Here is a 25,573-nt window from a genome sequence, read left to right on the forward strand (position 1 = left end):
ATGTTGGGAATCGGCCGCCATCTAGTGAAGGTACGGCAATCGGTCGACGGATCAAAGCGGCGGCGGAAATCACACCTTGCCACAAACCGGCGTGACGCGTAGTTATCGATGATACCGATATGCGCATCCTGTTGACCGGTGGAACCGGGTTTGTCGGGCGGGCCCTGGTGGCGGCGTTGTGTGATGACGGCCATCAGTCCGTCGTGCTGTCACGTCGCGACAAACCGCCGGTGTCTTGGCCGTCGGGCGCGACGTTGCGTCGCTGGTCCGGTCCGCCGGCGGCGATACCACCGGACGCGATCGACGGTGTTGACGCGGTCATCAATCTGGCGGGCGAGTCGATCGGCGGCGGACGCTGGAGCAAGCGTCGCAAGGACATCCTCTGGATCAGCCGGGTGGAAACCACACGCCTCCTTCGCGAGGCGATCGACAACGCTGCGCAGAAACCGCGCATCATGATCTCCGGGTCGGCGGTCGGATACTACGGATTCCACGGTGATGAAGAAATCACCGAAGCCGAGTCGCCGGGGTCCGACTTTTTGGCGACGCTCTGCTCGCATTGGGAGGAAGCCGCCAAGCCGGTGGTACGGCACGGAGTGCGGTTGATGCTACTCCGAACCGGCGTCGTACTGGAAAACGGCAGCGCACTGGCGCGGATGATGCTCCCGTTTCGCCTGTTTGTGGGCGGGCCGGTCGGCAGCGGCGGGCAATATCTGTCCTGGATTCACCGCGCCGATCTGATCGGTGTGATCCGTTTTGCGCTGTCCAACGAACGGCTGTCCGGACCGGTCAATGCCGTGTCTCCCCAACCGCAGACAAATCGCGCGTTTTCCCGCAGTCTCGGGAGGATCATGCGGCGCCCCTCATTTGTTCCGACGCCGGCATTTGCCCTGCGGCTGGCGCTGGGTGAGATGGCGGACCTCATTTTGGAGGGACAGCGCGTTGTGCCACGACGGCTGGCGGAGTTCGGATTCCAATACAAATACCCCGACCTCGAGTCTGCCTTGCGCGCCATTCTCGTCTGTTAGACCTTCTGTCCATGGCGGTGATCGATTACAGCGGCGGCGCGGCCGACTCGACGGGAAAGTTCGTGCACATCATCGGACCCGATGACGAATATCTCGTGTTCGCGCCAGGCGCTTTCGCGAAGTATCATGCCAACATCGTCGAGCGCTTCTGCCGTGAACACCGCGACTTGTCCTGCACATTCAATGCGGCGCACGACGACGCTGCGTTGGACACCATCGGTTGGCGCGTCAACGGCGGCGGACGGTACCAATTGGATGGCCGCCGGCGGACATTGACGCTCTGGGATGCGTCGAGAGCATACGGCATCTTCGACGCTGCGCGCGTGCGCGCGTTGATCGCCGAAACACCGGGATGGTCCGGCTATACGATGCGTGTCGGACTGCCCGAAGATGTCTGATGCCATGAACTGCGGCGCGTGCGACGCGCAGCGTCAGCGGCCCGTCGGCGAACTGCCGATCTACATCCGCGACGGCGAGCTGCCCGACACGATCTGGCGCTGCGATGACTGCGGCACCTACATGCGCGGCATCGACTATGAGACAATTGCCGGACATGGGCATTTCGAGGTCTCCAGCTACACACCACCGGAAGCCGAGGAACGGATTCGACACGATCGGCGCGGTTTCTTCGAATACTTGCTGGCTCTCGCACAGGCCGAATACAAGCGTCCGCTGCACGGGATGCGCGTGCTCGATGTCGGTTGTTCGTATGGGATTTTGCTGGATCGCGCGCGTGAGCTGGGCGCCGCCACGGCCGGCGTTGAGGTGGTCGAACACCTGCGCGCGCGACTCCCCAGCCGCCGGCACCGGGCCTTCGCTTCACTGGACACAATCGGCGATGAGCGCTTTGATCTGATCTTCGCCATCGACAGTCTGTACTACATGAACGATCCGGCGAACTCGCTGCGGCGCATCAGCGGATTGCTCGTGCCGGGGGGCGTGCTCATTCTGCGTGTCTCCAATCGCACGCCGATCTTTCGGTTGCTGCGATTGCTGGGCAGACCGATCACCAACGATCATTTCGGCGATGCCAAGTACAACTTCACGTTTGCCGGTCTGCAACGGTTGTTGACGCGAGCGGGTTTTACGGTCCGCCGTGTCCGTATGCGCGAGCGCGGCAAGCGCGTGCATGGCGCGGCAACTTGGCTGTATTACTGGCTGTCGTTGTCGCTCAGCGCCATTTTGCGCATCAAACTAACGCCGGGGCTGATCGTGATCGCGGCGCCGGTGCGGGGGTCGTCGTGCCGTCCATAGCCGCCGTCACCACCGCCGTGCCTCCGCATGTGTTGACACAGGATCAGGCGCGCGCATTTGCGGAGAAGCACTTCCGCGCAAGGCGCGATGACATTGCCCGGCTGCTGCCCGCATTTGAGCATGCCGGGATCGCGACGCGTTATGTGGTCGTCGAGCCGGAATGGTTTGATACGGGGCATGATTTCGCCGAACAGAACGCGCAATACATCGACTGGAGCATTCGACTCGGAACCGATGTTGTCGCTTCGTGTCTGCGTCAGGCCGGTTTGGAGCCCTCGGAGATCACCCACATCGTCTTTGTCTCCACGACCGGACTGGCGACGCCCTCCATCGACGCGCGACTGGTCAACCGTTGCGCCTTGTCGTCCCACGTCGCGCGGACGCCGGTGTGGGGGTTGGGCTGCGCCGGCGGGGCGGCGGGACTGTCGCTGGCGTATCGTCTGGCGTTGTCGGATCCCGGCGCCAAAGTGCTGCTGGTCGTCGTGGAGTTGTGCAGTCTGACATTCCATCCTCACGATTTCTCCAGGTCCAATGTCATTGCGACCGCGCTCTTCGGAGACGGGGCGGCCGGGGCGGTTGTCGTCGGCGATCGCGTCACATCGCCCCATGGATCACCGCGCATTCTCGATGCGCAGAGCACGACCTGGCCCGATTCGCTCGATGTCATGGGCTGGAACTTCGATGCCTTCGGCATGCAGGTGGTCTTCTCGCGGGCGATCCCGCAGATCGTGCGGAGCAGAGTGCGGGAGAATGTCACCGCATTCCTGAAGCGCAGCACTCTGTCGCTGGCTGAATTGAGCGCACTGATTGCGCATCCCGGCGGCGCGAAGGTGATTGCCGCCTATCAGGAGGCGCTGGCGCTGCCGGATGCGATGTTCGAGCACCCCCGCGCGGTCCTGCGCGACTATGGCAATATGTCGGCGGCCAGTGCGCTGTTCGTGCTCAAACGCGTGATTGATGGCGGTGCGATTCCCGCCGGCGGACATGCTCTGCTGACCGCGTTGGGGCCGGGGTTTTCGTCGGAAAACGTGCTGCTGCGATTCTGATCCGGCGGCTATTGGTTTTCCGGCGCCGCTTCGACGGCAAAAGTTCTCGAGCTCTCGAGAAACCGCACGGTCACCACAATCGGACGGCAGCAGACGCGACAATCCTCGACAAACTGCTGTTGCGGCCCTTCGCTGGGGTCCACATCGATGTCGTTGACCTGGCCGCAGTACGGGCAGGTGTAAATCGAATCGGATTCGGGGATGGCGTCCATGGCGGCCTCGCGTAAATACGTAATGACACGTGTGCTCGGGAGTCAATGGCGGGGATGGGAGCGTGTCAAATTGAAGGGCAGGGCACGCCGTACCCCTACGCATGCCTCGTCATGCAAGATCCTTGCACGGGCAGACTCTTCAGGATCTCTTCGCGGTGTCGTGCGCCACCCGCAGGATCGCTTCGGCCGAACGGTCGATATCGTCCTGGGTCGTCGACCAGTTGACGATCGAGGCGCGCATCGCCTCGCGTCCGCGCCACCTGGTGCCCGACAGCCAGCAGGTTCCCTCCTGCTGAATGTTGCGCACGACCGCGCGCACGAACTCATCGGGATCGCCCTGCGGCGGTTCGAATCGGACCAGCACCTGATTGAGCACGACATCGTTGAGCGGCTTGACCATTGCGTCCTGAATCAATTGTCGGCGCAGACGGCGCGCGTGGGAACAGCAGCGTTCGATCATGGCGATCAAACCGTTGCGTCCGAGCGCGCTGAGCACGGCATAAACCGGGATGCCACGCCCACGGCGTGAAAACTCCGGCGTGTAGTCGACATTGTCCCGCTCGGCGCCCGCGCTCTTGATGAGGTAGGCGGCGCTGACCCCCATCGCCGCCCGATGCGCGTCCTGGTCGCGCACGATGGCGATGCCGGAATCATACGGGACATTCAGCCACTTGTGACCATCGACCGCCCACGAGTCGGCGTCGGACATGCCGTGTGCCAAATGCTGCACGCTCGGCGTCGCGGCCGCCCACAACCCGAAGGCGCCGTCGACATGAACCCAGCCGCCGTGTTCATGCACGGCCGCGGTGATTTCTGAGAATGGATCGAACGCGCCGGTGTTGACGTCGCCGGCCTGCGCGCAAACGATCGTCGGACCGTCGCAATCATTCAGCACCCGCACCAGATCGGCGGGGATCATACGTCCCTGATCGTCGGTATCGACGTGACGGACACGTTCGCCGCCCAATCCGAGAAACCGCAGCGCGACGAGGATGCTGACGTGGGCGTCGCGCCCCACCAGCACATACACCGTCGGCGCGCCGATCAGCCCCTCGGCTTCGACATCCCAGCCGACTTCTTTGAGCACCGCATGACGCGCCGCCGCCAGACAGGTGAAGTTGGCCATTTGCCCGCCGGTGACAAAGCCGACGCCTGATTGTCGCGGCAGATCGAGCAATTCCAGCAGCCACTTGGCGGCGACTTCTTCGAGCACGGCGGCGGTCGGCGAGATGACGTAGAGTCCCGTGTTCTGATCCCATGTCGAAGTCAGCCAGTCGGCCGCCAGCGCCGCCGGATGCGACCCGCCGATGACAAATCCGAAAAAACGCGGCCCCGCACTCGCGACCAAACCGGGATCGGCCCTGGTCGCCAGTTCTTCGATCGCGCGAGACGATCCGATTCCGTTGTCGGGCAACGGATGATCGAACGCTTGCCGCACTTCCTCCAGCGACGCGGTTGCCCCGACCGGACGCGTCGGCAGCGAATCAAGGAAACGTTGCGCGTGCGCGAGTGTCTGCTCCAACAGGTTGTCGTAGGCCATGGGGGGAAGGTAATGCGAAGGGGTCCTCAGATTCCATCATCTGTCATTCCGAACCCCCGAGAGCCGCATCGACAGATGCGGTTCGAGTGGATGAGGAATCTCCGAGTCCGATGACGTTGCTTCAGTTGGGGGGGTGTGAGGAAGAAGTTCAATGAAACCCGGACCGAGGGGCGTGTTGAAAAACGCTTGAGAGTTTCCTGTTGCCCATCGGGTCATCCTGAGCCGCATCCCGCATCGCGGGATGCTGGCGAAGGATCTGCTTTTGACGCATCGGAGTAAAAGCAGATGCTTCGCCTGCTCCCGTCATCGACGGGAGCGGCTCAGCATGACAAGCTAAGGTAGTGGGGGTTTTTCAACTGGCCACGAGGTCCGGGCCACTTACGACGGCGTCTCAGGTGTCAGTCAATTCCTGTCGGACCTCGGAATCTTCGTCTGACTGAGAAGGCAAACAGGAGGACAAGGGATGGGCCAGCGATCATGCCGATTGTCTGCGCCCAGACTGACGACATTTGAAGCGGCTCGTACTCCGTTCCGGTCCGCAGAACCATCGACTTGACTGCGAAATTGAGGCTGACAAGCCAATCTCTAATGACGTCCCGAGGACTTGCCAAAGTTAGGGACTGAGTATCTTTAGAATGAAATAGCTCATAATTAATCCTTTCAACGAATCTATCGCGAGGCCTGTGTACCTCGAATCCTCCGTACATGTGAAAGAAGGGCAGGACCAAGAGCAGAAATGCAAGCCAGCCCAACGGACGGATGGGCCGAACGTTGTAATACGAAAGGTATTTGTAGATTGTCAGAAACAGCCAATCGATTCGTTTTGGCAATTGCTGGCGGTGTGTCTCGGTTTCACTCAGATAGAACTCGTTTGCCCAATACGTTTTGCTCGTCGTCGATAAGTGACGCCGCATTTGCCGGAATTGCTCCTCCTGAGTTCCCGGGCGATAACGATCCAGGGTTCTTACCCGTCCATCGAACGACTTAATCGGGTGTTTGATATGTGACGATTCTCTCACCCGATCCCAGGCACAGCCGATGAAGTTGCATTTTGGTATGACGGAGAACTCGATGAACGATCGTGAGAAACCGACGTCTTCGAACGACACTGGGAACGGGCTTTGCAGGTTGCTTCTTATTAGTGTCCCTTCGATGACAAATGGTCCGGAGATACGCGTCGAACGGAACGACAGCCCTCCTTCTTCGACACTTCCTCCGACGATATGAATGCCCTGCTCGAAGTGGCAATTCTCACCAAAACTGAGTTTTTCTATAGTACACTTTGCAATGTGAAGGGGATGCCTGAATGTGCACCCGGAGAATATCATCCCGTGCTCCGCGATGTGTCCGCCCAATGTACGTACGGTCTGTCTGAATTCAGTTTGAAGAAACCACACCTTGCCGAGAAAGCTTGAAGGAAGTTTGAGAAGTGACAGAAAATGTGATTCGCTAATCGTTACCTCATACCACCAGAACCAGTCTGGGACAGCTTCCTTAGGAAACCGATGCTCAGCAATGTCAACGGTGAGCTTGCGTGTGCCTTTCTCGTCGCGCGTGTGAGTCAAGGACAGATCTCGACCCTCATTCGCCGCGTTTTGTTCCTTGAGAACCGTGTTCCAGAATCCCGGCTTGCTATCTCGCCATGAGTGAATAATGCAATAGTTCCCGTCGAGTGGCCAAATTGGTCGAAGGCACGTATACTCCTCGCATACTTCCTGAGGAAGTCCAGTCACGTCATTAGTGTTATCCATATCTCTTTATCCCAATCGTCCCGCCACGAATTGCGCGACATCCTGGACTTTGACGGTGTCGCCCTTTCCGAGGTCGTTGGTGGCGTCGCGGATCATGATTTGGCAGAAGGGGCAGCCGACCGCGATCGACTGCGCGCCGGTCGCCAACAATTCGGTGGTGCGTTCGCGGTTGATGCGCGTGCCCTGTGTTTCCTCGGCGAAGATCATCGCGCCGCCCGCGCCGCAGCAGAACGATTTGTCGCGCGTGCGCTCCGGCTCCAGAGGCGCGTGCCCGGTCGCCGCTTGCAGGACGCGGCGCGGATTGTCGATGTCGCCTTTACGTCCGTAGCGCGAGAGATAACACGGATCGTGGTAGACCGGCGTGTCGATTCCTTCGCCATTGTCCTTGAGCGTGATCTTCCCTGCTCCGACCAGCTCGCTGATGAGCTGCGTGTGATGAATGATTTCGACATCGGCATCGAGGCCGAAGTCTTTGTATTCGGAGATCGTGCGCACGCAGTGCGGGCAGGTGGCGACGATCTTTTTGACTTTTGCCGAATTGAGCAAATTGACATTGGCGGACGCCAATTCGGTAAAGAGATACTCATTGCCGGCGCGGCGCGCGGCATCGCCGGTGCATTGCTCATCGGCGAGCACGCCATACGACACGCCGGCGGTGTCGAGAATCTGTTTGAACGACAGCGACACCTTGCGATAGTTGACATCGAACCGCGCCAGACATCCCATCCAATAGAGATACTCGTGTCCGTCGAATGACGGGTAGCCGTTGTCGCGAATGAATTCATGCGCCTGCGGCGTCGGGTAAGCCCAGGGGTTCTGCAGGCGTTCAAGGTTGCCGAAGAAGGTGTTGAACGTGTGCGGCGCCTTGCCCTCGGCGACCATGCCGCGTCGTGTCTCGAGAATCGGCACGATCTGATCGATGCCGACCGGGCATTGATACGTGCAGGCGCCGCAGGTGGTGCACTGCCAGAAGATTTCTTCGGGGACCGTCTCCCCCACGATCGGCTGCGCCGGGTTTTTCAAAAATCCCTCGCGCAAATCGAGCATGAGTTGCTTGGGATCAAGGAGTTTGCCGGTGCTGGTCGCGGGACAATGGTCGAAACAGCGTCCGCATTCGACACAGGTCATCGCTCCCAGCGCGGTGTGTGCCGACAGATCGGAGAGTTTGGATGCGCCGAATTCCTCCTTCTCGAAGTCGAGCGGGCGAATGCGCGCCAGTTCGAAATCCTTCAGGTAGGTCGTGATCGGCGAGAGCACGAGATGCAGGTGCTTGGAGCGCGGAATCAGCCAGAGAAATGCGAGAATCGAAATCGCATGCAGCCACCAATTGATATGTGCGATCATCGTTGTATGGTCCGTCAGCGCGAAGATATCCAGCAGGTATGTGATCATCAGCACTTCGATCAGCAGCGCCACCAAGCCCGATTCGAGTGAGAGCTTGCCCAATGCCGGCGGGCGCACGACGAAACGTCGCCACGCCAATGCCGTCATACCGACGATCACCGCGACGGCCATGACGGCGATTGTTTTTGTGAGAACGCTGTAGAGCAGCCCGCGACCGAGCAGCGCTGCGCCGTAGCCGCGCGCAAAATGATCGAGCGTCACCGGGATGAACGCGATAAATCCCCAAAACACCAGCGCGTGCATCAGCCCGGCAAAGGGGCGTTGCGCAATGACCGTTCCCTGCAGCAGCACGTCCCAGACGAAACGCGCGGTGCGCCGCCACGGTTGATCGGCGATAAAGCCGCCGTGTGCTCTGCCGATGGCGCGCAGCCGCACCGCGATCGGCTGCACGAATCCATACAGCCCCAGCGCAATGGCTGCTGTCAGAACGATGCGTTCAAGCATGCGATGAGATTCTATTCCAGCAGACGGAACCCGATGCGCGTGACGACCTGAAACTCGGTGATGTCGCCGTCTTTGATGCCGCCGCGCACTTCCCGGACCTCAAACCACGCCAGCCCCTTGAGCGTGCGCTGCGCCTCGTGCACGGCATTGGCGACCGCGTCCTCGATGCTTTTTTCCGAGGTGCCGACGATTTCGATGATCTTGTAGGTTCTGCCTTCCATGAGCGTGCCTCCGGATTTGCCCGCCAAGTTACGAACCAAGGGGCAATATCTCAAGGTGTCGTGTCATGGTGTGGTCGCCCAAGGGCTGACCGGCACCAAAATGCAGTCTCGGCCCCTCGGCGTTGCTTCCTTCGATTTCGCTTCGGACAGGCGGGACAAGCGGATGCCGCGTCCTCCCAATCGACCAGGAGAGCGCGCAGCTTTCGCTGAGCCCCTCAAGAGACTGTACGTCTCCATTCGATGGAGGTTTTAAGGAAACAACAGGAAGGCAGCCGTCACAAGTATGGCGTAAGCAACAAAAATCAGGATGCCATATCCCATGATGTCCTTAAAGTCGAGCTTGGCGACGGTCAGCAGCGGGATTGCCCAGAACGGTTGAATGATGTCGGTCGCCATGTCGCCCCAGGCATAGGCGACGACGACTTTGGCCGGGGCGACGCCGAGTGACTGCGCCGCTTCCAGCACATACGGCGCCTCGATCGCCCATTTCGAGCCGCCCGACGGCACGAAGTAGTTGACGATGCCCGAATACCAGTAGACGACGGCCGGATACGTGTCGCGGGTGGTCCATGTCGTCAGTGCCGTCGCGAGCACGTCGGTCAGCCCGGAGGATTTGATGATGCCGTACATGCCCGCATAAAACGGAAACTGCAGCACGATCCCCCAGAGCAGCTTTCCCCCTTCGGCGGCCGCGTGCAGAAATGACGCGGTGTTGCGGTGCAGGAGCACACCGGCAAACAGTGCGCTGAAGTTGAATGCATCCAGCGTGAGGGGTCCGCCGTGGATGACAAAGTGCCGCACGACCCACGCCAGCCCGGCGATGCCGAAGACGGCGTTGATGGCATATGAATGCTCGACCCGCTCCGAAGGCGTCGGCGCAGGGGGTCTTGGTGGCTCGTGAAACTCCTCGAATCCCGCCAACACCTGCGGATCGACCGCGAGGGTGCGCTCACGGGAAGGGTGCAACATCGGCGTGAACACGCACAGGAACGCAAAGACACTCGTCACGAGGATCAGATTGAACGGCGCGAAGATCGTCTCGCTCATCGGGATGATGCCGATCTGGCTTTCGAGAAAATGTCCGGGCGTGGCGACCAACAGCGGCGCCGACGCCGACAGTCCCGCATGCCAGGTGCAGCCCATGCCCAGATAGGCGCAGGCGACGAGCAAACGGTAGTCGACATCGCGCCGCTGCGTGGCGATGAAACGCACCATCAGGGCCGCGCCGACCATCGAGAGCCCCCAGTGCAGCCACGACAGCAAAAGCGAGATGACCGTCATGGTGAGAATCGCCGAGCGCGGCCCGCGCGGAATGCGGGCGATGGCGGCCAACGCCTTGCGCATCACCGGCGAGACCGCGACGATGTAGCCGGTGAAGATGATCATCGCCATCTGCATGCCGAACGACAACAGCGCCCAGAAACCGTCGCCCCAGTAGACGACCGCCTGCAACGGCGACGTATCGGTCCACAGCAGCGCCGCCCCAAAGACCACGATCGACAGCAGACAGGCGATGATGAACGAATTGGGAATCCAGCGCACCGACCACGCGGTGAGTGCGGCGGCGATGCGTTCGATCAGGCGCATGGCGTGAAGGTCTGATCGCCGTCAGTCGACGGCAACAGAAGAAACGGACGCTCGATGTAGTCGGTTACCTTCTGCCTGCGGAAGCGATCACCCCAGGTCCCGCCCGCCGGTGGCCGCAAAATGAGGCGGCGTACCGGGCTTGAGTCGCCGGGCGCACGGGATCGAACCGTGCCGCTGCCGCCAACGACTTGTTCGCGGTCACCTGGTGATGTTTCTTACAGGAATCGAGTGAATGCGGTAACCCGGGAGGAGTCTATGAGCAAGGTGATGGCACATATCGATCAAAACAAGAAACGGTATCAGGATGAACTCTTCGAGTTGTTGCGCATACCGTCGATCTCGGCCGACCCGGATCGTGCCGCCGACATCCGTCGCGCCGCCGAGTTCGTCAAAGCCAAACTCGCTGCCATGGGATGCCAGGCCCGCATTTACGAAACACCGGGGCATCCGCTCGTCTATGGCGAGTGGCTGGGAGCCAAGGGCCGGCCGACCGTGCTGTTCTACGGCCACTACGATGTCCAGCCGCCCGATCCCTTGGAGTTGTGGCACTCCCAGCCATTCGAGCCGACTGTGCGCGACGGCAATGTCTACGCGCGCGGCGCCTCCGACGACAAAGGGCAGTTTCTCGCCAACGTGCTCGGGGTCGAATCGTTTTTCCAGACCAACGGCGGCCCGCCGGTGAATGTGAAGTTCTTAATCGAAGGTGAAGAGGAGGTCACTTCGACCAATCTGGAACACTTCGTCGCCGCCAACCGCGAGTTGCTGAAGTGCGACCAGATCGTGGTCTCCGATACGGCGCAGTTCAAACCGGGATACCCGGCGATCTGCTACGGACTGCGCGGGATTTGCTACATGGAAGTCTTTCTGCGCGGCGCGAACATCGATTTGCATTCCGGCGAATACGGCGGCGCGGTCCCCAATCCCGCCAACGAGTTGTCGCGCATCATCGCCAAACTGCACGACCCGAAAACCGGCAAAGTCGCAATCCCCGGATTCTACGACGATGTCGTTGAGCTGGATCCGAAGGAACGCGCCGAACTGGCGAGGCTGCCGTTCGATGAAACCGACTACAAAAAACGTCTCGACCTGACCGCGCTTCCCGGAGAAAATGGTTACTCCCCCATCGAGCGGACATGGACTCGCCCTACGCTCGATGTCAACGGGCTGACGTCAGGATATCAGGGCAAGGGCGCCAAGACTGTGATCCCCGCTGCGGCCTCGGCGAAGATTTCGATGCGGCTGGTGCCGAATATGGACCCGAAGAAGGTGCAAAAGCAGTTTGAGGACACCATTCGCTCACTGTGTCCGCCTTATATAAATGTAAGGTTCGCCAACTTCGGCATGGCCAAGCCGGTGGTGGTCCCATCCGATTCGCCGGCGCTGGCCAGGGCGCGGGCTGCGTTGGAAAAGGGCTTCGGCGCCAAGAGCGTCATCGTGCGCTCGGGCGGCTCGATCCCGGTGGTCGAGACCTTCAAGACCCACCTCGGTGTCGCGTCACTGCTGGTCGGCTACGGACTCCCCGATGACGCGCTGCATTCCCCCAACGAGAAGTTCTCGCTGGAAGACTTCCATCGCGGCATCCGGACCGCAGCGCACCTCTTGGAGGAATTGGCGAAATAGCGATTGGTGCCGCTGTAACCGCCCTCTCCCTACCGCCCATTTCCAGAGAGTGGGTCCCATGAGTGTGGCTAAGACACACCGTGGTGAGCCATGGTTTGGAGATTGCGCTAATGTGCGTGACTGAAGCCATGACCACACAGGAACTCCCCATGATCATCGAGCAGCTCACGGTCGGGCCGATTCAGGAGAATTGCTATATCGTCGGCGATGAAGAGACGCGCGAGGGATTCATTGTCGATCCCGGATACGAAGCGTCGCGCATTCTCGAAGTCGTCAAGCAGCTCGGGCTGACGATCACCAAGATCATCAACACGCACGCGCACGTCGATCACATCTGCGCGGTGCAGCCGCTCAAAGACGCACTCGCGGAACGCCCACTCTTGAGGCGTGTGCCGTTCTATCTGCATCCCGAGGAACGAATGCACTTGCCGGAACTGGTTGAGCACGCGGCGATGTTCGGGATGCTCGATGTGAAGGCGCCGACGGTCGATTTCGATTTGGCCGACGGCGATGTGATCGAGTGCGGTCCGCTCTCGATCGAAGTCACACATACCCCCGGTCACACGCCGGGACATTGCCTGCTGCGGGTCGGCGATGATGTGTTCTGCGGCGATCTGATCTTCGCCGGTTCGATCGGACGTGTCGATCTGCCCGGCGGCGATCACGAAGCGATGATCGAGTCGCTGGAGCGGCACATCCTGACATTGGCTGATGCCGTGCGGCTGCACCCGGGGCATGGCGAATCGACCACGGTCGCGCTCGAGCGGCAGTACAATCCGTTTCTGCGCGGGCTGCGCGCGTATGAGTCATAGCCCTGTCTCACTATGTCCCTGAATTAACGTGGCCATGTGTCCCGGACCGGGCCGTGATTTCTCTTTAAGCCGCCCTCGATTCGGGCGTATAACCTTCCGGGCCGGACAAACCGGGTTTGCCCTTGCCTGCGGCTCTTGCGTACTTACTTATCGGGCCCGACGAACCGGGGTGGCGTTGGCGATCACGGTCGGGTCCGAACTTGTTTGGAGAGGACACGCTCGCGTGGGCGACCGCACGACATTCGAATCGCAGATCAAGCCGAATCTGGACGCGTTGTATCGCACCGCGTTGCGCATGACCAAAAACGCGGCCGACGCCGAGGATCTCGTTCAGGACACCGCACTGAAGGCGTATCGCTACTTCGACCGTTTCGAGGACGGCTCCAATGTGCGGGCGTGGCTCTTCAAGATCCTGACCAACCTCTTCATCAACCGCTACCGCAAAGAGTCCAAGGCGCCGGTCCAACTCGACTACGACGAGATGGCCGACTACCAGCTTTTCAGCCAGGTCGAGGCCGACAGTCTGACCACCGCCGGCGGCAGCCCGGAGAAGAATCTCTTCGACCAGGTGCTGGGAAGCGACATCGAGCGGGCGATCGAGGAACTGCCCGAAGATTTTCGCATCGTGGTGGTGATGGCCTTCGTCGAAGGGCTCTCTTATGAGGAGATTGCCGAGGCCTTGAGCGTCCCCATGGGGACGGTCAAATCACGACTATTTCGGGGGAGAAAACTGCTTCAGAAAGCGTTGAGCCAGTATGCGTTGAAGGCCGGCACGAAAGCGTCCGCCACCGAAGGATAAATCAAGCTGATTCCGGGAACTTCGGAGGCCATGACGATATTGATAACGTTGGAGTGCTTGCCGATGCCCTGTAGCCGCGGGGCAACGTACAGACAATCCCAGAGTCGGTGGTGACTTTGGCGAAGGTGGAAGAGATGGAACGGTTGCACTCATGGATCGCGATGAAGCACTGAGACAAGTTTACGATTACATCGACGGAGAGCTAAACGGGCCGGACCGGCAGGCATTTGAATCTGCCATTGCCGCTGATCCGTTTGTGCGCCAGCAGGTTGAGGCCGAGCGCCGATTCCGGGAACTGATGGTCAGCCGAATCCCCCGGCCGGTCATGCCGGTGGAGGTCCGTCAACGCCTGTTCGCCCGTTTGGCGTCGGAAGGGATGCCGTCAGCCGCCACAGCGGGACGTCCCGAGGTCAACCGGATGGGTCTGTGGCGATTTGCCGTCGCCGCCTCCCTCCTCTTGGGTTTGGCGATTGCATCGGCCTGGATGTCGGGGACCTTCGGTCGCGACTCAGTCAACTGGCGGGCGTTGGCCCAATCCCATCATCATCGTTATCCCGGGAACAACGAGCTCCTCGCGACGGCCGACTACAGCGACGCCCGCGATTTCGTCGTGTCACGGCTTGGCACCACCGCCGAGAGTCTCTTGCCGGCGAGCTCTCCGGCATCGATGGGGACGATCGCCGCCTCGGTCGAGCCATGGGAAAACTCGTGGCTGGCGCACCTGGAAATGCATTGTCAGGTCAACGGACGCATCTCACTTTTTGCGATCCCGGCCTCCAGCATCCGCCTGATCGACCAACCGCCGCTGCGTGTCGACGGCCGGTTGTATCAGTCCGCCACGCTGGGGTGCTGCAAATGCCTCTGCTGGCAAGAAAGTGGCGAGTATGTCTGCGCCTTGGTCGGCGACTGTGACATGTCCGGCCTGCTTGCGGTCGCGGAACGATGGCGGTCGGCCTGCACTTCACGTGTCCCCGACAAATAGCCACGCTCCGCCATCCCCAATCTGAGATTCGAGATTAACGCCTGCAAATCTGTTCAGCATCGCGCTTCCGTCCGCACAGCATCTTCCTACCAGATTATTCCAGCCCAGAAATCGTTGAGCAAGAACGCGTGATCGCATCATGATGATCGCGTGAATGGCACTCCTTCCGCATGTGTAAGCGGAAAACCGCGCACGCTACCAGATGTTGTGTCTGCGTGGGTTGCGTACACGTCGGCGGAGCAATCTGCTCAGGGCCAATGCTATTAAATGTAGAGGGTTCTTGGTGCTAATCGGCTGCGGTTAAACTTTTCTGTTGTATGATTTCCTCTAATCGTTGCGGCGCATGGGAGTTGACCAGAATTAATTCTCGTTGAGGTGAAAAAAAGCCTTGCGGCGATTTTGGTGTGCCCTCATAATTTGCGCGCCAGAAGGGGCGGCTCAGGCGCTTGGCTTTGCCAAAGCGGGGGAGGCGATTCAGTAACATCATCTAAACCTTGGCCTTTTGGGGCCGATAAGGTGATTGACCATCCCTACAGGATGTGGGGGTGTTCCTATAGACAAAAACGGTGACAAAGGTCTTGACAATCATCGGCGCTGGTTCGTTCCGTTGGCGACATTCGTTGCCGGTCAAAGGACTTGGGGCAACACTGGGGGGCAGTGAAAACGTTTTACGGCGGTCGCGCATCCGGGCAGGGTGCCTACATTAAGTAGCGTCGGCCGCACTGATACAGGTTATGGGTCGGCATCACCGGGTGATGGGTGATGTCTTGTGTTTACGGCGTTTGCCGGCAGTTGGGATGTGAATCGACAGATGGAGGGTCACGCTGCATTCTCGACACATTCGGTCGCATGGACGGTTCGTGCCGGCTCCCTGGGAGCGGGGCAAACCGGGAATCATGCCGCGAATGTGTTTTCCGTTTGAACCCAATTATTGACGGACGGAAGACACCCGGCCGGTGCGGGGGCCGGAGCGCTTGAGCCGAATGAGTCTGATTTCTTCGAATTGACTGCGCAAAGGGGGGGTCATGCGAAGAGCGTCAGCGTCAGCTGATTTTTTGTTTCATACGTTCAACCCATATTCCGGAACGAAATGATGCGAATGTTCAAGCCATATCCAACAGGAGGAACACAGAAACAAATGGAATCGACCAATCGACTTGCGCGGACGTTCCGCTCATTAGCCGGGACAGTCGGCAACAGCAGCGGAACGAACTCACCTCAGGAAGGGGGAGCGCGGATGAAATCGCGACTTTGGATCATCGGGCTGGCCGCAGCCCTGTTGGTGGGCACGATGGCCGCACCGGCCGCCGCGGTCAGCTACACCTACACATTCAGCCATTGCGAGAGCGACACGATCTGCATGACGCCCAGCTTTGGCGGCACACCGGACTCGGTCGAATGGTACGTCGCGGGCGGCCTTCTGTGGTTTGCGGACGTGACCGCGCCGTTTGACACCTGTCTGCCCTGGATCGGGATAAACTTTGACTCACTTATTATGGTGACGTACTACACGCCCGATCCCGATTCGACTTTCGGCCGGCAGATCATCGAGGACTCGGTCATTGCCATCGATGACGGGCGCAACTGCCCCGAGAACGACTCGATCCTGATCGCCGTGACGATGAACGACACCTCGTACGGTGCGGTGATCGACTCGGTCCGGCTTTTGAATCCCGGCTCCAACGGTCCTTTCAACGGCACCGTGGTGCTGGTCGACAGCGTGCATTCGTTCTGGTATATCCCCGATTCCCTCTATAATGGGTCCGACATCTTCGCCTACCAGATCTGGATATGCAGCGACGGCATTCCAAGCCAGACCGATACAGCGGTCGTGGCGATCACGATCGATTCCGACGGGCTTCTGGCCTTCGACTCCTGCTGGTATCAGTTCGTGGATGTCTGCACCACCTCATGCGACGAAGCGGATTCGACCATCAGCGTCGGGGATTCGTTCCGCGTGTGTGCGCACATTCCCGACTGGGATCTGGATCAGTTGACCTCGGGATGGCCGCAGGTCAACCTGCCCGGTCTGGCCGGAAATGGCCTCAGCATGGAGCAGAATCCGGACCTCGATTCCGATTCCGGTTTGTTCTGCTGGCCGGGGTTTGAGGCCGATTCGACCCTGAGCTGGTTTGTCGTTACAGAGGGCAACTTGGATGTCGCGGCCGGTTTCTATGAGATCATCACCACGGCGCGCGCCGATGTTGCCCCGTTTGATGTCTCGGCCTGCACCACGATCGTCGCCGAGCCGATCGACAACAATGATCCGGACATCGGCGGTGGGACCGCCACCTGGACGTTGTGGGTGGATGTCAACGGCGACGGCGTGGCGACGACGGTCGACACCATGAGGTTCTTCGTCGATCTGCGCAACGAGCCGTTTGAGGAAATCTGCCAGGTTTGCGTCGAGACCTACAACTTCCCGAATGAGGGCGACACGTACTCTGCGTATCCGTGCCTCTTCGAGATAGCCGGCGACAACCGCTGGGCGCTGGTCTTCGAGGTGCCGGGAGGCGATTTAGAGAATCCGGACGGCCCGTTCACTGCGAAGTTCCGCTATACCGACAACGCCTGCAACGTCGACTCGGTCACGGCGACCTATAATGGTCCGGTGGACAACACCGCGCCGATCTGCGCCAATATCGAGACGACTTATGAGGCGCTGACCGATCTGGACTCGAACAACTGCATCTCGTTGGGCGAAACAGTCCGGATCGAGATATTCGACACCAATTCGGCCAACACCGACGTGACCTATTGGCTCAACCTGTTGGGCGACACACTGTATCGCTTTGGTTTGGGAGTCGACGATTCGACCAATCTGTGGCACGACAGCGTGCCGATGGTCAATCTCGGCGGTGGTGTCAGGCGCGTCGACTGGACGCTCGGCAAGTATCCATTAGAGAACGCCATCGACACATCGGCATCGGCGGGCAGCCACCCGTGGGTATGGCTCTTTGCCGTGGATGATGCCGGCAATCCGTTCACGTGTGACTCGCTGCAGATCTACTGGAGCGACCCGAACCCGAACATCGACGAGCTGGATGCGCGGGCGCCGGACCCGGTTTTGATCACCGATTGTCTCCTGGACACGACATTCATCGGCACACGCGCCAACCGCATCCGCTTTACGAATGTCGATGTGGACGTCGCGCATTTCCGCATGTTCTATGACAACGGCACCGGCGTGATCGATTATGTCGACACGTTGGCCGGTCTGGGCTGGGACGATACCTTAGGCGGCGCGGGGACCGACGGTTTGATCCGCGTCGACGACACGACATGGGATTGGACGACCGACGGTACGGTCGAGTTGTCGTGGTGCCAGGACTATCTGTTCAACATCTGGGTGATCGACTCGTGCGGCAATCTCGAATGCCTGCACCCCGATTCGATCCTGTGTCCGGGCACGCGTCCTGACCCGGTCGACAGCTTAACCTGTTCATCCGAGGACAATCTGAACATCTGTCTGCGGTGGCGCGGGTTCGACGAGTCGGCCGACAGCTTCTGCATCTTTATGGCGACCAACGGCCGGTTTGACACGGCCGTGCTGGTGGCGACGGTTCCGTTTGTGGACACCGGCACGGTGTACGAGTGGTGCACCGACGACGCCGGGCTGGATCTGATCGAGTTCGTGTGGTATGACTTTGTGGTCATCACCTACGACACCTGCGGTAACGCGCAGGAAGACAGCGTCTTCGCGGACTTCGAGCTGCCCGAGGACTCGATGTTCATCACGCAGTGCTATGCGGATCAGGGTCCGCCGATCATGTGCGTCTTCCAACCGGAGGCGGGCGGCTCCTATAGTTGTGAAAACTGCGAATTGCTCGACTGGGATCCGAATCCGACCGACGGCTTCCACTTCTATATTCAGCCGTGCAACGACACGAGCTTGGATGTGACGGGCATCGACACGGTTCTGGTCCGCATTGCCGATTCGGCGGGCGTACCGGGAGAATGGCACGCGTACGGTCCGGGCAGTTTCACTGCCGAAGTCGGGCCGAACCACTGGGAGATCACGCTGCCCTGCAGCAACCTCAACAATCTCGTCCGCGAGGATGATACCGTCGAGGTTCTCGAAGTCATGGTCATTGCCCACGACGGCGCGGGCCAGGTGACGACCCGCGATGAGGCGGAAGATTGCTGCGGCTTCTTCTACTTTACGTGGTCGGCCGAGCCCATCGAAGTCGAGATCACATTCATCAATGGCCAGGTGAAAAGCTACCAGCCGTACTGCGACTTCCATGGCTGGGAACCGGTCGAAGGAACCAACACGATTGAAGTCTGCATCGAGGGCGGCACACCGCCGTACAAGATTCGCCTCGAAGCCGACGATGCCGGCTGGCCGGCACTCGGCAACGACGTGGTCCTGTACGTCGAGAACGTCTACGCCCAGTGCACGACATTCACCTTCTTCGTCGACGGGTTCGTCAAGGGTGAGGCGGAGATCGACGCGATCGCGTGCGATGCCTTCGGCTTCTCCGACGATGACGAGGCGCCGTTGTGCGTGCCCGATACGCTGGCGCCCTGCGGCGAGATTTCCTACCCGGTCGACGGCAAGTGCATCCGCCGGTCGCGCAGCATGCTCGACCCGGTCGAGGTGTGCGTGACGATCGATCCCAAGGGCATCGAAATCGATCCGGATAACGTTTTGAAGATCGACTTCCAGTGGGCGCGCGAGTGCTGCACCGGAACGATCGACACCGTGGTTTGCGGATTCTATCCGTGCGAGGGCGACTCGGGTTCGGTCATCGAAGGCGACTCGTGCGTCTATGACTTCGTGATGGGCACGCTGAATTGCTTCGACAACGGAGACGGGGCCGCACAGTTGTGCACCCTCTTTGAGAACTCTTCCGGACTGGATTCCATCGTCTGCTATACCGCGACCACGGACACGGTCTGTCTGATCTACGATTGCCGTATTCAGCAGATCCCGTGCGAAAACGTCTTCGAATGGGAAACGTTCGCCATCGAGGAGGGCAACAGCGCCGACGGCACCGACTACTTCTGCGTCGACTGGTGGAACACCGACGATCTGGCGTGGGTGACCGAATCGGGGCAGATCATCTGGCTGCGCGCCATCATTTATGACGAGCAGGGCAACACCTGCACCACGCCGTGCGTGCAGGTCTGCGTCGATATCGACACCCCGCCGATGTGCCTGTGGACGCCGGACGTCTGTTACGGCGACACGGTGCCGAGCTTGAGCGGCGAGGTCGACTTTATCGCCGAGCTTGACTTCACGCAGGGCAACGTCGACGACATCGAAGATGTGACTTTGTGGTACAAGCGCTCCGACCGTCCCGACATCCATGCGAACTGGAATTCGCTGGGTTCGGGCTTCTTGGACGGCGCGGGCGGTACCAACTCGACTGTCTGGCGGTGGGATGACCTTGATGTCTGCGAAGTGTTGCAGATGCAGACGTGGTACGACTTCCGTCTGATGGTGCGGACGATCACCGGGTCGTATTCGTGGGATTTGGACGGTGACGGTCAGTTTGACGCCTTCACTTACGATACCGTCGAGTGCGACATGGAGTCGTATTTCGTCGACTGCATGACCGGCAACATCGCCTGGGACACGATCTGGACCGAAGTCAACGGCGAGACGGTCGTTCAGCCGAACGCCGGCTGCACGATGTCGGATCCGCGCGGCTGGGCCTGGGCTCAATATGGTCAGACTATTGAAGTGCAACCGCAGGTCTGGCCGTCGGCCGAGGCGGCCTCGATTACCAAGGTCGAGTACTCGATCTGGAACGGTAACTGCGTCGGCTGTGAGTGCGACGAAGAAGGCCGCAGCGGGTATCCGGCCAGTTCGTTCTTCGGCTACGATGGTCCGACGAAGGGCGAAAACGGCAACGGACAGGAAGAGCCGATCGACTGTGAGCACAAGATCCTCGCGATCCGCGAGGGCGCGAATGCGCTCGATCATGTGATCCTCGATCCGACGATCGCGCCGTTCGTGCAGGTCACCGACGGGTACCAGCAGCATGTGTTGTTGGTGCGCGCCTGGGACGGCTGCGGCAACATGACGCAGGATTGCATCGATCTGTACCTGCTGGACATCGACACGACCGAGGCGATCATCATCGAGCCGATGGGCGATGCGGTGTTCTGCCAGGATCACGACAGTCTGGTCACGACCGGCGGCTGCATCACGCTGACCGCGGCGACATTGATGAACGAGAGCTTCAAGCAGGCGATCTTCTACTACCGCGCGGTCGGTTCGACCGAGTGGATCGAGATCGACTCCGTTGAAGCCAGCGGCGGCGGCACAAGCGGAGATCTGTCGGTCGTGTGGTGCCCGCACGCTCTGGGTCTGGCGGACGGCGCTTATGAGCTGACGGTGGTGGCGGAGGATTACTCGCTGAACCGTTCTGAGCCGGGCGTCTACATCGTCACCGTGCACCTCTCGTGCGCGGCGCCGACGGTGGTGCTGACCTATCCGACGCCGACCGATCCCGAATTCATGGGATGCCCGATCGAGTTGGAGGCGCTGGCGACATCGCCGGATCCGTTCAACCCGATCGACTCGGTGGTGTTCTATCGCCAGAAGGTGACCTCCGGTTCGGTCTATCGCACCGGGCATGACGCCTTCAGTCCGAACGGGTACTACCACTACTATTGGGAGCCGCCCGACAAGGACGGTCCGTATTACATCTTTGCCCGTGCCTGGAACCGTGCCGGCGTCATGGCCGAGTCGCAGAAGGTGTGGGTGAAGTTCGACAGCACCGAACCGTGGGCCGCGATCATTCAGCTCGACGGCGACAACAACCCCAACGATGACGCCACGCCGGATATCGTGGCGGGCGATGATGTGCCGATCTGGGCGGTCGCTCGCGACCGTGACGGCGACTTCGGTTACGGCGAAGCGGACAACTGCGGCATCGACAGTCTGGTCCTCTATATCTACAACTATGATTACGGAGAGGTCGTCTTCGGCGGATTGATGCAGCCCGACTCGGTCGTCGACAGCATGTATTTCTTCAACTGGGATTCGCAGACGCTGTTTGACCAAGTCGACCTGGGAATCATCGGCCAGGTTTCAGGCGAGTACTATGCCTGGGTCGAGGCGTACGACTGCGGCTGCAACAGCACATCGTCGCAGTCGTGGTGGTTCGACGTCGTCATGCCGGAGCAGGAGATCACGCTGACGCTTGACGGCGGCGTGGAGATCTGCGACACGATCTCGATCGGCGGCCCGGATGGCGAATTCGAATTCTGCATCCACGTGCCGATCAACGAGGATATCAACGATGTTGAGTTGTGGGCGTCGTGGGCCAACGGGTCCGACGTCGAAGACCAGTGGTTCCTGATGTGCGCATACGACAAGGGCGCCAAGAGCGGCTGCTTCGAGGTCGCCTATAATCCGGACGGCAGCGCCGACTATTGCGCCACGTTTGATCAGTACGGCCTCTACAATGCCGGACTGACGAAGGACGGCGGCTACCGCATCCGCGCGACCGTCGATTACAGCGGCGGCGGCGGCGGCGGGTATCCCGGCGACTTTACCTTCAACGAGGCAAACCCGAACGAGATGCTCGTCAGGGTCGACAACACCGTGGCACCGTTTACGGCGTCGCACTGGACGACGATCAAGGCGGGGACCGAGTTGAGCATCACGGTCGACGCCGACCCGTGCGACATCGGCACGATCTGCCATGAACTGGCGATTGCGTCCCTGTCGCCGACCGAGTCGGATGAAGACGAGATCGACGACTTCGATTCGTGCCTGACCAGCCCGTTTGATCCGGTCGATTCGGGTATGGTGACATTGCAGCACGGCTTCTGGCAGGGCTGGGTCATCACGCACGTTCAGGATGATCTCGGCAATGGTTGCCTGGCGACGGGCTGCGAATCGGATGATCATGCCGACACGACCGAGTTGTGGATTCTGGATATGGATACCAACCAGGTCCGCATTACGTCGCCGGCATACGACGGTTACCTGGTCGGTGATTCCGGTCAGATTGTCGCGCGCAAGCTGAGCAACTACTCCGTCGACTCGGTGCGCTTCTTCTGGAGCACATCGCAGGAAGGCGGCACGTCGACTTACATCGGTTCCGATGTGTCGGCTGACGGCGACGAGTTCTCGGCTTGGTGGGATTTGTCCGAAGTGGATGATGGCCTCAAGTGGATCTGGGGTGTGGCATACGACAACGGCGTGGCGGATTCCAAGCCGTTCCGTTGCCCGGTCACGACCGCCGGAGCGCCCGATCCGTTCAGCTTACACGTGCTCGGCGGGCAGGAGCGCGTCGTTCTCGGCCAGACGTTGACCTTTGTCGGCGAGCATGCCGATCTGTGCCTGGATCGGGATTCCTTAAGCCCGATCATTGACGGCATCGGCATCGACTCGGTGGTGTGGTGGTTCCGTCACTGCGATGCGCCGGGCGAGTGGCCCGACTATGACAGTGATGAGGAATTTGATCCCCGCGCCAACTGGGTGCACATCGGCGCCGACACATACGGCTCGCTGTGCGTCGACTGGTTCACCGACTGGTGCGGTGTCTGCGAGGAGAACCTCATCATCGACGGCGACGACAAAGTCGTTTACGGCGACGGGTACTATCCCGGATACGATCTGGATTGCGAGGGCGAGATTCTCAGCGATCCGGACTGCTGCGCCGACGGATGCTACACTCTGGTGGCTTATGTTTGGGATAAGGCCGGCCAGGCGTACCATTCGATTCCGCGCAATGTCATGGTCGACGTGACCGACCCGATGACCGAAGTCGTCGATATCGACGGCGACGAGACCTTCGGCACCTGCCACGCGGTGGCGCTGCCGGAAGACTCCGTCATCCGGATCATGGGTGTGGCGATCGACGATCAGTCGTGCGAGGGTTCCGACGAGCGCTTCAATTCCGGCGCGTACTACATGCAGTTCTTCGCGGGCAACTGCGAAGGCGGTTCGCAGCCGGTCGACATCGTGCTCGTGGTCGACAACTCGAATTCCATGTGCGATTACTACTTCTATAACGCGGCGATTCGCTCGTCAATCCCCGAGCTCCTCAACGGGCTGGGCGACGTCAGCTACCGCATCGGTGTGCTCGCGTTCAACGGCAACGTGTTCTCCAACGACCTGAACGCTTATGTCGCGGGACGTCCGATCCATCACGACGGCGAGTACGACGATTGGGGCGACGACCCAGACGGTTGGTGGACGACGTCGATTTCCGAGGCCTCGTTGATGGTGTCGGGCGCCTGCGATGCCCCGGTGGGCAACGTGAGCGGCCAGTTCGACAACAACCTCGAGAATGGTCTCGAGGCGATGACGCAGGCGTTGGACTTCTACGACTTCCGTTCGAACGCGCGCCGTGTCCTGATCCTGTTTACGGATGAGGATGCCGACGATGCGAGCTTGTACCCGCAGTATGGTCCGGGCTTGCTGGCCTCCGGCGCGACGATCCACACGGTGATGAACCTGTCGTCGACCTCGGGCTATTCAACCCTGGCGCCGAACTCGGGCGGAGCGATCTACGACATCAACGCCAGCATGTCGGCGACGATGAGCGCTCTGGCCACGGCCATCACCGGTTCGTCGCTCTACAACGATGTCGGCATCATCTGGGGCAAGCAGGTTCCGCTGTCCGACGGCCAGGATGACGCCTTTGCCGACTGGAACATCACCGGTCTGGCGCCGGGCGAGTACTGTGTCTGGACGGTCGTGGTCGACGCGGTGGGCAACACCTTCACCTCGGAGTCCGTGACCGTGTGCGTCGAGGATCACACCCCGCCGCTGGCCTACATCGCCGGCTTCGGGCGTTCCTCCGATGAGCACATGAATCAGAAATACTTCATCTATGCACAGTCCTGGGACACGGACATAGATTATGTCCAGTTCCAGTACCGTTATGCGAATCAGACCCAGGCGACCGACTGGGTGGGCATCGGCGTATCCTCACAGGTCAACGGCAGCAACCAATGCTGGCAGACCCAGTGGGATCCGTGCCTGCTCTCCGGCAACCTGCAACTGCGCGTGGTCGCCACCGACACGCTCGGCAACGTCGATCATGACGCCGCGCCGGTCGCGTACGTGAGTCTCAGCCAGCAGCAGGTGCAGGGCCATTGCATCGCCGAGGTAACGCCGATTGACCCGTCTGCGGTCGGCGAGGATGCGATGGTCTGGTTTGAGGATCGGACCTTCGAGAATCTGGGTCTGGTCAACAAGATGTTCTCTGGTGACGACAACGCCTATCATCACTCGATGATGGCGGTCTGGATGGATCGTTCGCCGGACAGCCAGGGCGACATTGCCGTCGAAAAGATCGATCTGTGGACGCCCGATCCGGATGCGCAGACCCACCAGATGGGCAGCTTCGAGGGCTCGGCGGGCATCATGCAGGGAGGCGACGGCTGGTTCTGGACCGCCTTCACCGACGGCGACAACGTCACGCACCTGCACCGTGAGATCATGACCGTCTGGCACGTTGACGCCGCCACCGGCGGTTGCAGCGCCACGCACCCGACACTCAACGCGAAGATTTGCGTCGAGCCGGGGTCGCTGAGCCAGGACAACGGCATCGTGATCTTCCCGGCGCGAATCCCGGTCCTGACGCGCGACCAGCAGCACTGGCAGGCGTGGCCGGCCTGGGAGAAGAACGGGCGTGGCTTGGTCACCGCCATCCGCTTCACCGAGGATTTCGAGGGTGAACTCAACGACGGCAAGTATGCCAAGATTACGATCGGGCATACCGCCGATGCGTCCCTCGATCCGGTGGCTGATCTGACTCCGGCGTGGTGGGATCAGTCGGAAGGCGAATGGAACAACCGCTGGGATATCGTGGTCTGCAGCGAAGCGTCGCAGGGCGAAGTGCCCATCACGGCGACCCGCGCGACCTTCTGCGTCGAAGACCTCAACGGCATCTACGCG

Annotated in this window: 15 protein-coding genes; 9 read left to right on the forward strand and 6 right to left on the reverse strand. The window is 60.4% G+C overall.

Annotation, left to right across the window (positions count from 1 at the left end; translation table 11 throughout):
• Positions 1 to 119: 119 nt before the first annotated feature.
• Genes VGB22_01405 through VGB22_01420 form a run of 4 tightly spaced genes read left to right on the forward strand, consistent with a single transcriptional unit; the run spans position 120 to position 3,328 of the window.
• Positions 120 to 1,028, forward strand: a complete 909-nt coding sequence (locus tag VGB22_01405) for a TIGR01777 family oxidoreductase (protein HEX9749934.1) — start codon at positions 120 to 122, stop codon at positions 1,026 to 1,028.
• A gap of 11 nt (positions 1,029 to 1,039) precedes the next feature.
• Positions 1,040 to 1,426, forward strand: coding sequence for a hypothetical protein (locus tag VGB22_01410; GenBank protein HEX9749935.1), 387 nt, complete (start codon positions 1,040 to 1,042; stop codon positions 1,424 to 1,426).
• A complete protein-coding gene (locus VGB22_01415) occupies positions 1,419 to 2,282 on the forward strand; it encodes a class I SAM-dependent methyltransferase (GenBank protein HEX9749936.1) in 864 nt (287 codons plus the stop codon). Before VGB22_01410 ends, VGB22_01415 begins: the two co-directional genes overlap by 8 nt.
• Positions 2,270 to 3,328, forward strand: coding sequence for a 3-oxoacyl-[acyl-carrier-protein] synthase III C-terminal domain-containing protein (locus VGB22_01420; protein ID HEX9749937.1), 1,059 nt, complete (start codon positions 2,270 to 2,272; stop codon positions 3,326 to 3,328). Before VGB22_01415 ends, VGB22_01420 begins: the two co-directional genes overlap by 13 nt.
• An 8-nt stretch (positions 3,329 to 3,336) precedes the next feature.
• Here the strand turns inward: VGB22_01420 and VGB22_01425 are convergent, their stop codons facing one another.
• The 6 genes from VGB22_01425 to VGB22_01450 all read right to left on the reverse strand — a co-directional run bounded on the left by VGB22_01425 (position 3,337) and on the right by VGB22_01450 (position 10,487).
• The gene (locus tag VGB22_01425) at positions 3,337 to 3,540 is read right to left on the reverse strand and encodes a CPXCG motif-containing cysteine-rich protein (GenBank protein HEX9749938.1); all 204 of its coding nucleotides are present in this window, start codon (positions 3,538 to 3,540) and stop codon (positions 3,337 to 3,339) included.
• A gap of 139 nt (positions 3,541 to 3,679) precedes the next feature.
• On the reverse strand, positions 3,680 to 5,080 hold the full coding sequence (locus VGB22_01430; protein ID HEX9749939.1) for an aminotransferase class V-fold PLP-dependent enzyme: 1,401 nt from the start codon (positions 5,078 to 5,080) through the stop codon (positions 3,680 to 3,682).
• A gap of 398 nt (positions 5,081 to 5,478) precedes the next feature.
• Positions 5,479 to 6,645, reverse strand: coding sequence for a hypothetical protein (locus VGB22_01435; protein ID HEX9749940.1), 1,167 nt, complete (start codon positions 6,643 to 6,645; stop codon positions 5,479 to 5,481).
• 192 nt (positions 6,646 to 6,837) lie between these two features.
• Positions 6,838 to 8,679, reverse strand: a complete 1,842-nt coding sequence (locus VGB22_01440) for a (Fe-S)-binding protein (GenBank protein HEX9749941.1) — start codon at positions 8,677 to 8,679, stop codon at positions 6,838 to 6,840.
• Positions 8,680 to 8,690: 11 nt separating this feature from the next.
• Positions 8,691 to 8,900 carry a dodecin gene (locus VGB22_01445; GenBank protein HEX9749942.1) on the reverse strand — a complete coding sequence of 70 codons (210 nt, stop codon included), beginning with the start codon at positions 8,898 to 8,900 and terminating at the stop codon, positions 8,691 to 8,693.
• 249 nt (positions 8,901 to 9,149) lie between these two features.
• On the reverse strand, positions 9,150 to 10,487 hold the full coding sequence (locus VGB22_01450; protein ID HEX9749943.1) for a TIGR00366 family protein: 1,338 nt from the start codon (positions 10,485 to 10,487) through the stop codon (positions 9,150 to 9,152).
• 255 nt (positions 10,488 to 10,742) lie between these two features.
• Between VGB22_01450 and VGB22_01455 the strand changes: the two genes are divergently transcribed.
• From VGB22_01455 to VGB22_01475, 5 genes are all read left to right on the forward strand, one after another.
• Complete coding sequence (locus tag VGB22_01455) at positions 10,743 to 12,107, forward strand: dipeptidase (protein ID HEX9749944.1); 1,365 nt, start codon at positions 10,743 to 10,745, stop codon at positions 12,105 to 12,107.
• A 110-nt stretch (positions 12,108 to 12,217) separates the two neighbouring features.
• Positions 12,218 to 12,919, forward strand: coding sequence for an MBL fold metallo-hydrolase (locus VGB22_01460; GenBank protein ID HEX9749945.1), 702 nt, complete (start codon positions 12,218 to 12,220; stop codon positions 12,917 to 12,919).
• 223 nt (positions 12,920 to 13,142) lie between these two features.
• Positions 13,143 to 13,718, forward strand: coding sequence for a sigma-70 family RNA polymerase sigma factor (locus VGB22_01465; GenBank protein HEX9749946.1), 576 nt, complete (start codon positions 13,143 to 13,145; stop codon positions 13,716 to 13,718).
• Between the two features lie 151 nt (positions 13,719 to 13,869).
• On the forward strand, positions 13,870 to 14,700 hold the full coding sequence (locus VGB22_01470) for a hypothetical protein (GenBank protein HEX9749947.1): 831 nt from the start codon (positions 13,870 to 13,872) through the stop codon (positions 14,698 to 14,700).
• Between the two features lie 1,237 nt (positions 14,701 to 15,937).
• On the forward strand, positions 15,938 to 25,573 hold a 9,636-nt coding region (locus VGB22_01475), incomplete at its 3' end, for a vWA domain-containing protein (GenBank protein ID HEX9749948.1).

Source organism: Candidatus Zixiibacteriota bacterium (genome assembly GCA_036397555.1).
GTDB lineage: Bacteria > Zixibacteria > MSB-5A5 > WJJR01 > WJJR01 > DATKYL01.

What these genes read in the sequence shown, in the direction of transcription:
- VGB22_01405 (HEX9749934.1), top strand. Translation starts at nt 120, where the DNA reads ATGCGCATCCTGTTGACCGGTGGAACCGGGTTTGTCGGGCGGGCCCTG.
- VGB22_01410 (HEX9749935.1), top strand. Translation starts at nt 1,040, where the DNA reads ATGGCGGTGATCGATTACAGCGGCGGCGCGGCCGACTCGACGGGAAAG.
- VGB22_01415 (HEX9749936.1), top strand. Translation starts at nt 1,419, where the DNA reads ATGTCTGATGCCATGAACTGCGGCGCGTGCGACGCGCAGCGTCAGCGG.
- VGB22_01425 (HEX9749938.1), bottom strand. Translation starts at nt 3,540, where the DNA reads ATGGACGCCATCCCCGAATCCGATTCGATTTACACCTGCCCGTACTGC.
- VGB22_01430 (HEX9749939.1), bottom strand. Translation starts at nt 5,080, where the DNA reads ATGGCCTACGACAACCTGTTGGAGCAGACACTCGCGCACGCGCAACGT.
- VGB22_01440 (HEX9749941.1), bottom strand. Translation starts at nt 8,679, where the DNA reads ATGCTTGAACGCATCGTTCTGACAGCAGCCATTGCGCTGGGGCTGTAT.
- VGB22_01445 (HEX9749942.1), bottom strand. Translation starts at nt 8,900, where the DNA reads ATGGAAGGCAGAACCTACAAGATCATCGAAATCGTCGGCACCTCGGAA.
- VGB22_01450 (HEX9749943.1), bottom strand. Translation starts at nt 10,487, where the DNA reads ATGCGCCTGATCGAACGCATCGCCGCCGCACTCACCGCGTGGTCGGTG.
- VGB22_01455 (HEX9749944.1), top strand. Translation starts at nt 10,743, where the DNA reads ATGAGCAAGGTGATGGCACATATCGATCAAAACAAGAAACGGTATCAG.
- VGB22_01460 (HEX9749945.1), top strand. Translation starts at nt 12,218, where the DNA reads ATGTGCGTGACTGAAGCCATGACCACACAGGAACTCCCCATGATCATC.
- VGB22_01470 (HEX9749947.1), top strand. Translation starts at nt 13,870, where the DNA reads ATGGATCGCGATGAAGCACTGAGACAAGTTTACGATTACATCGACGGA.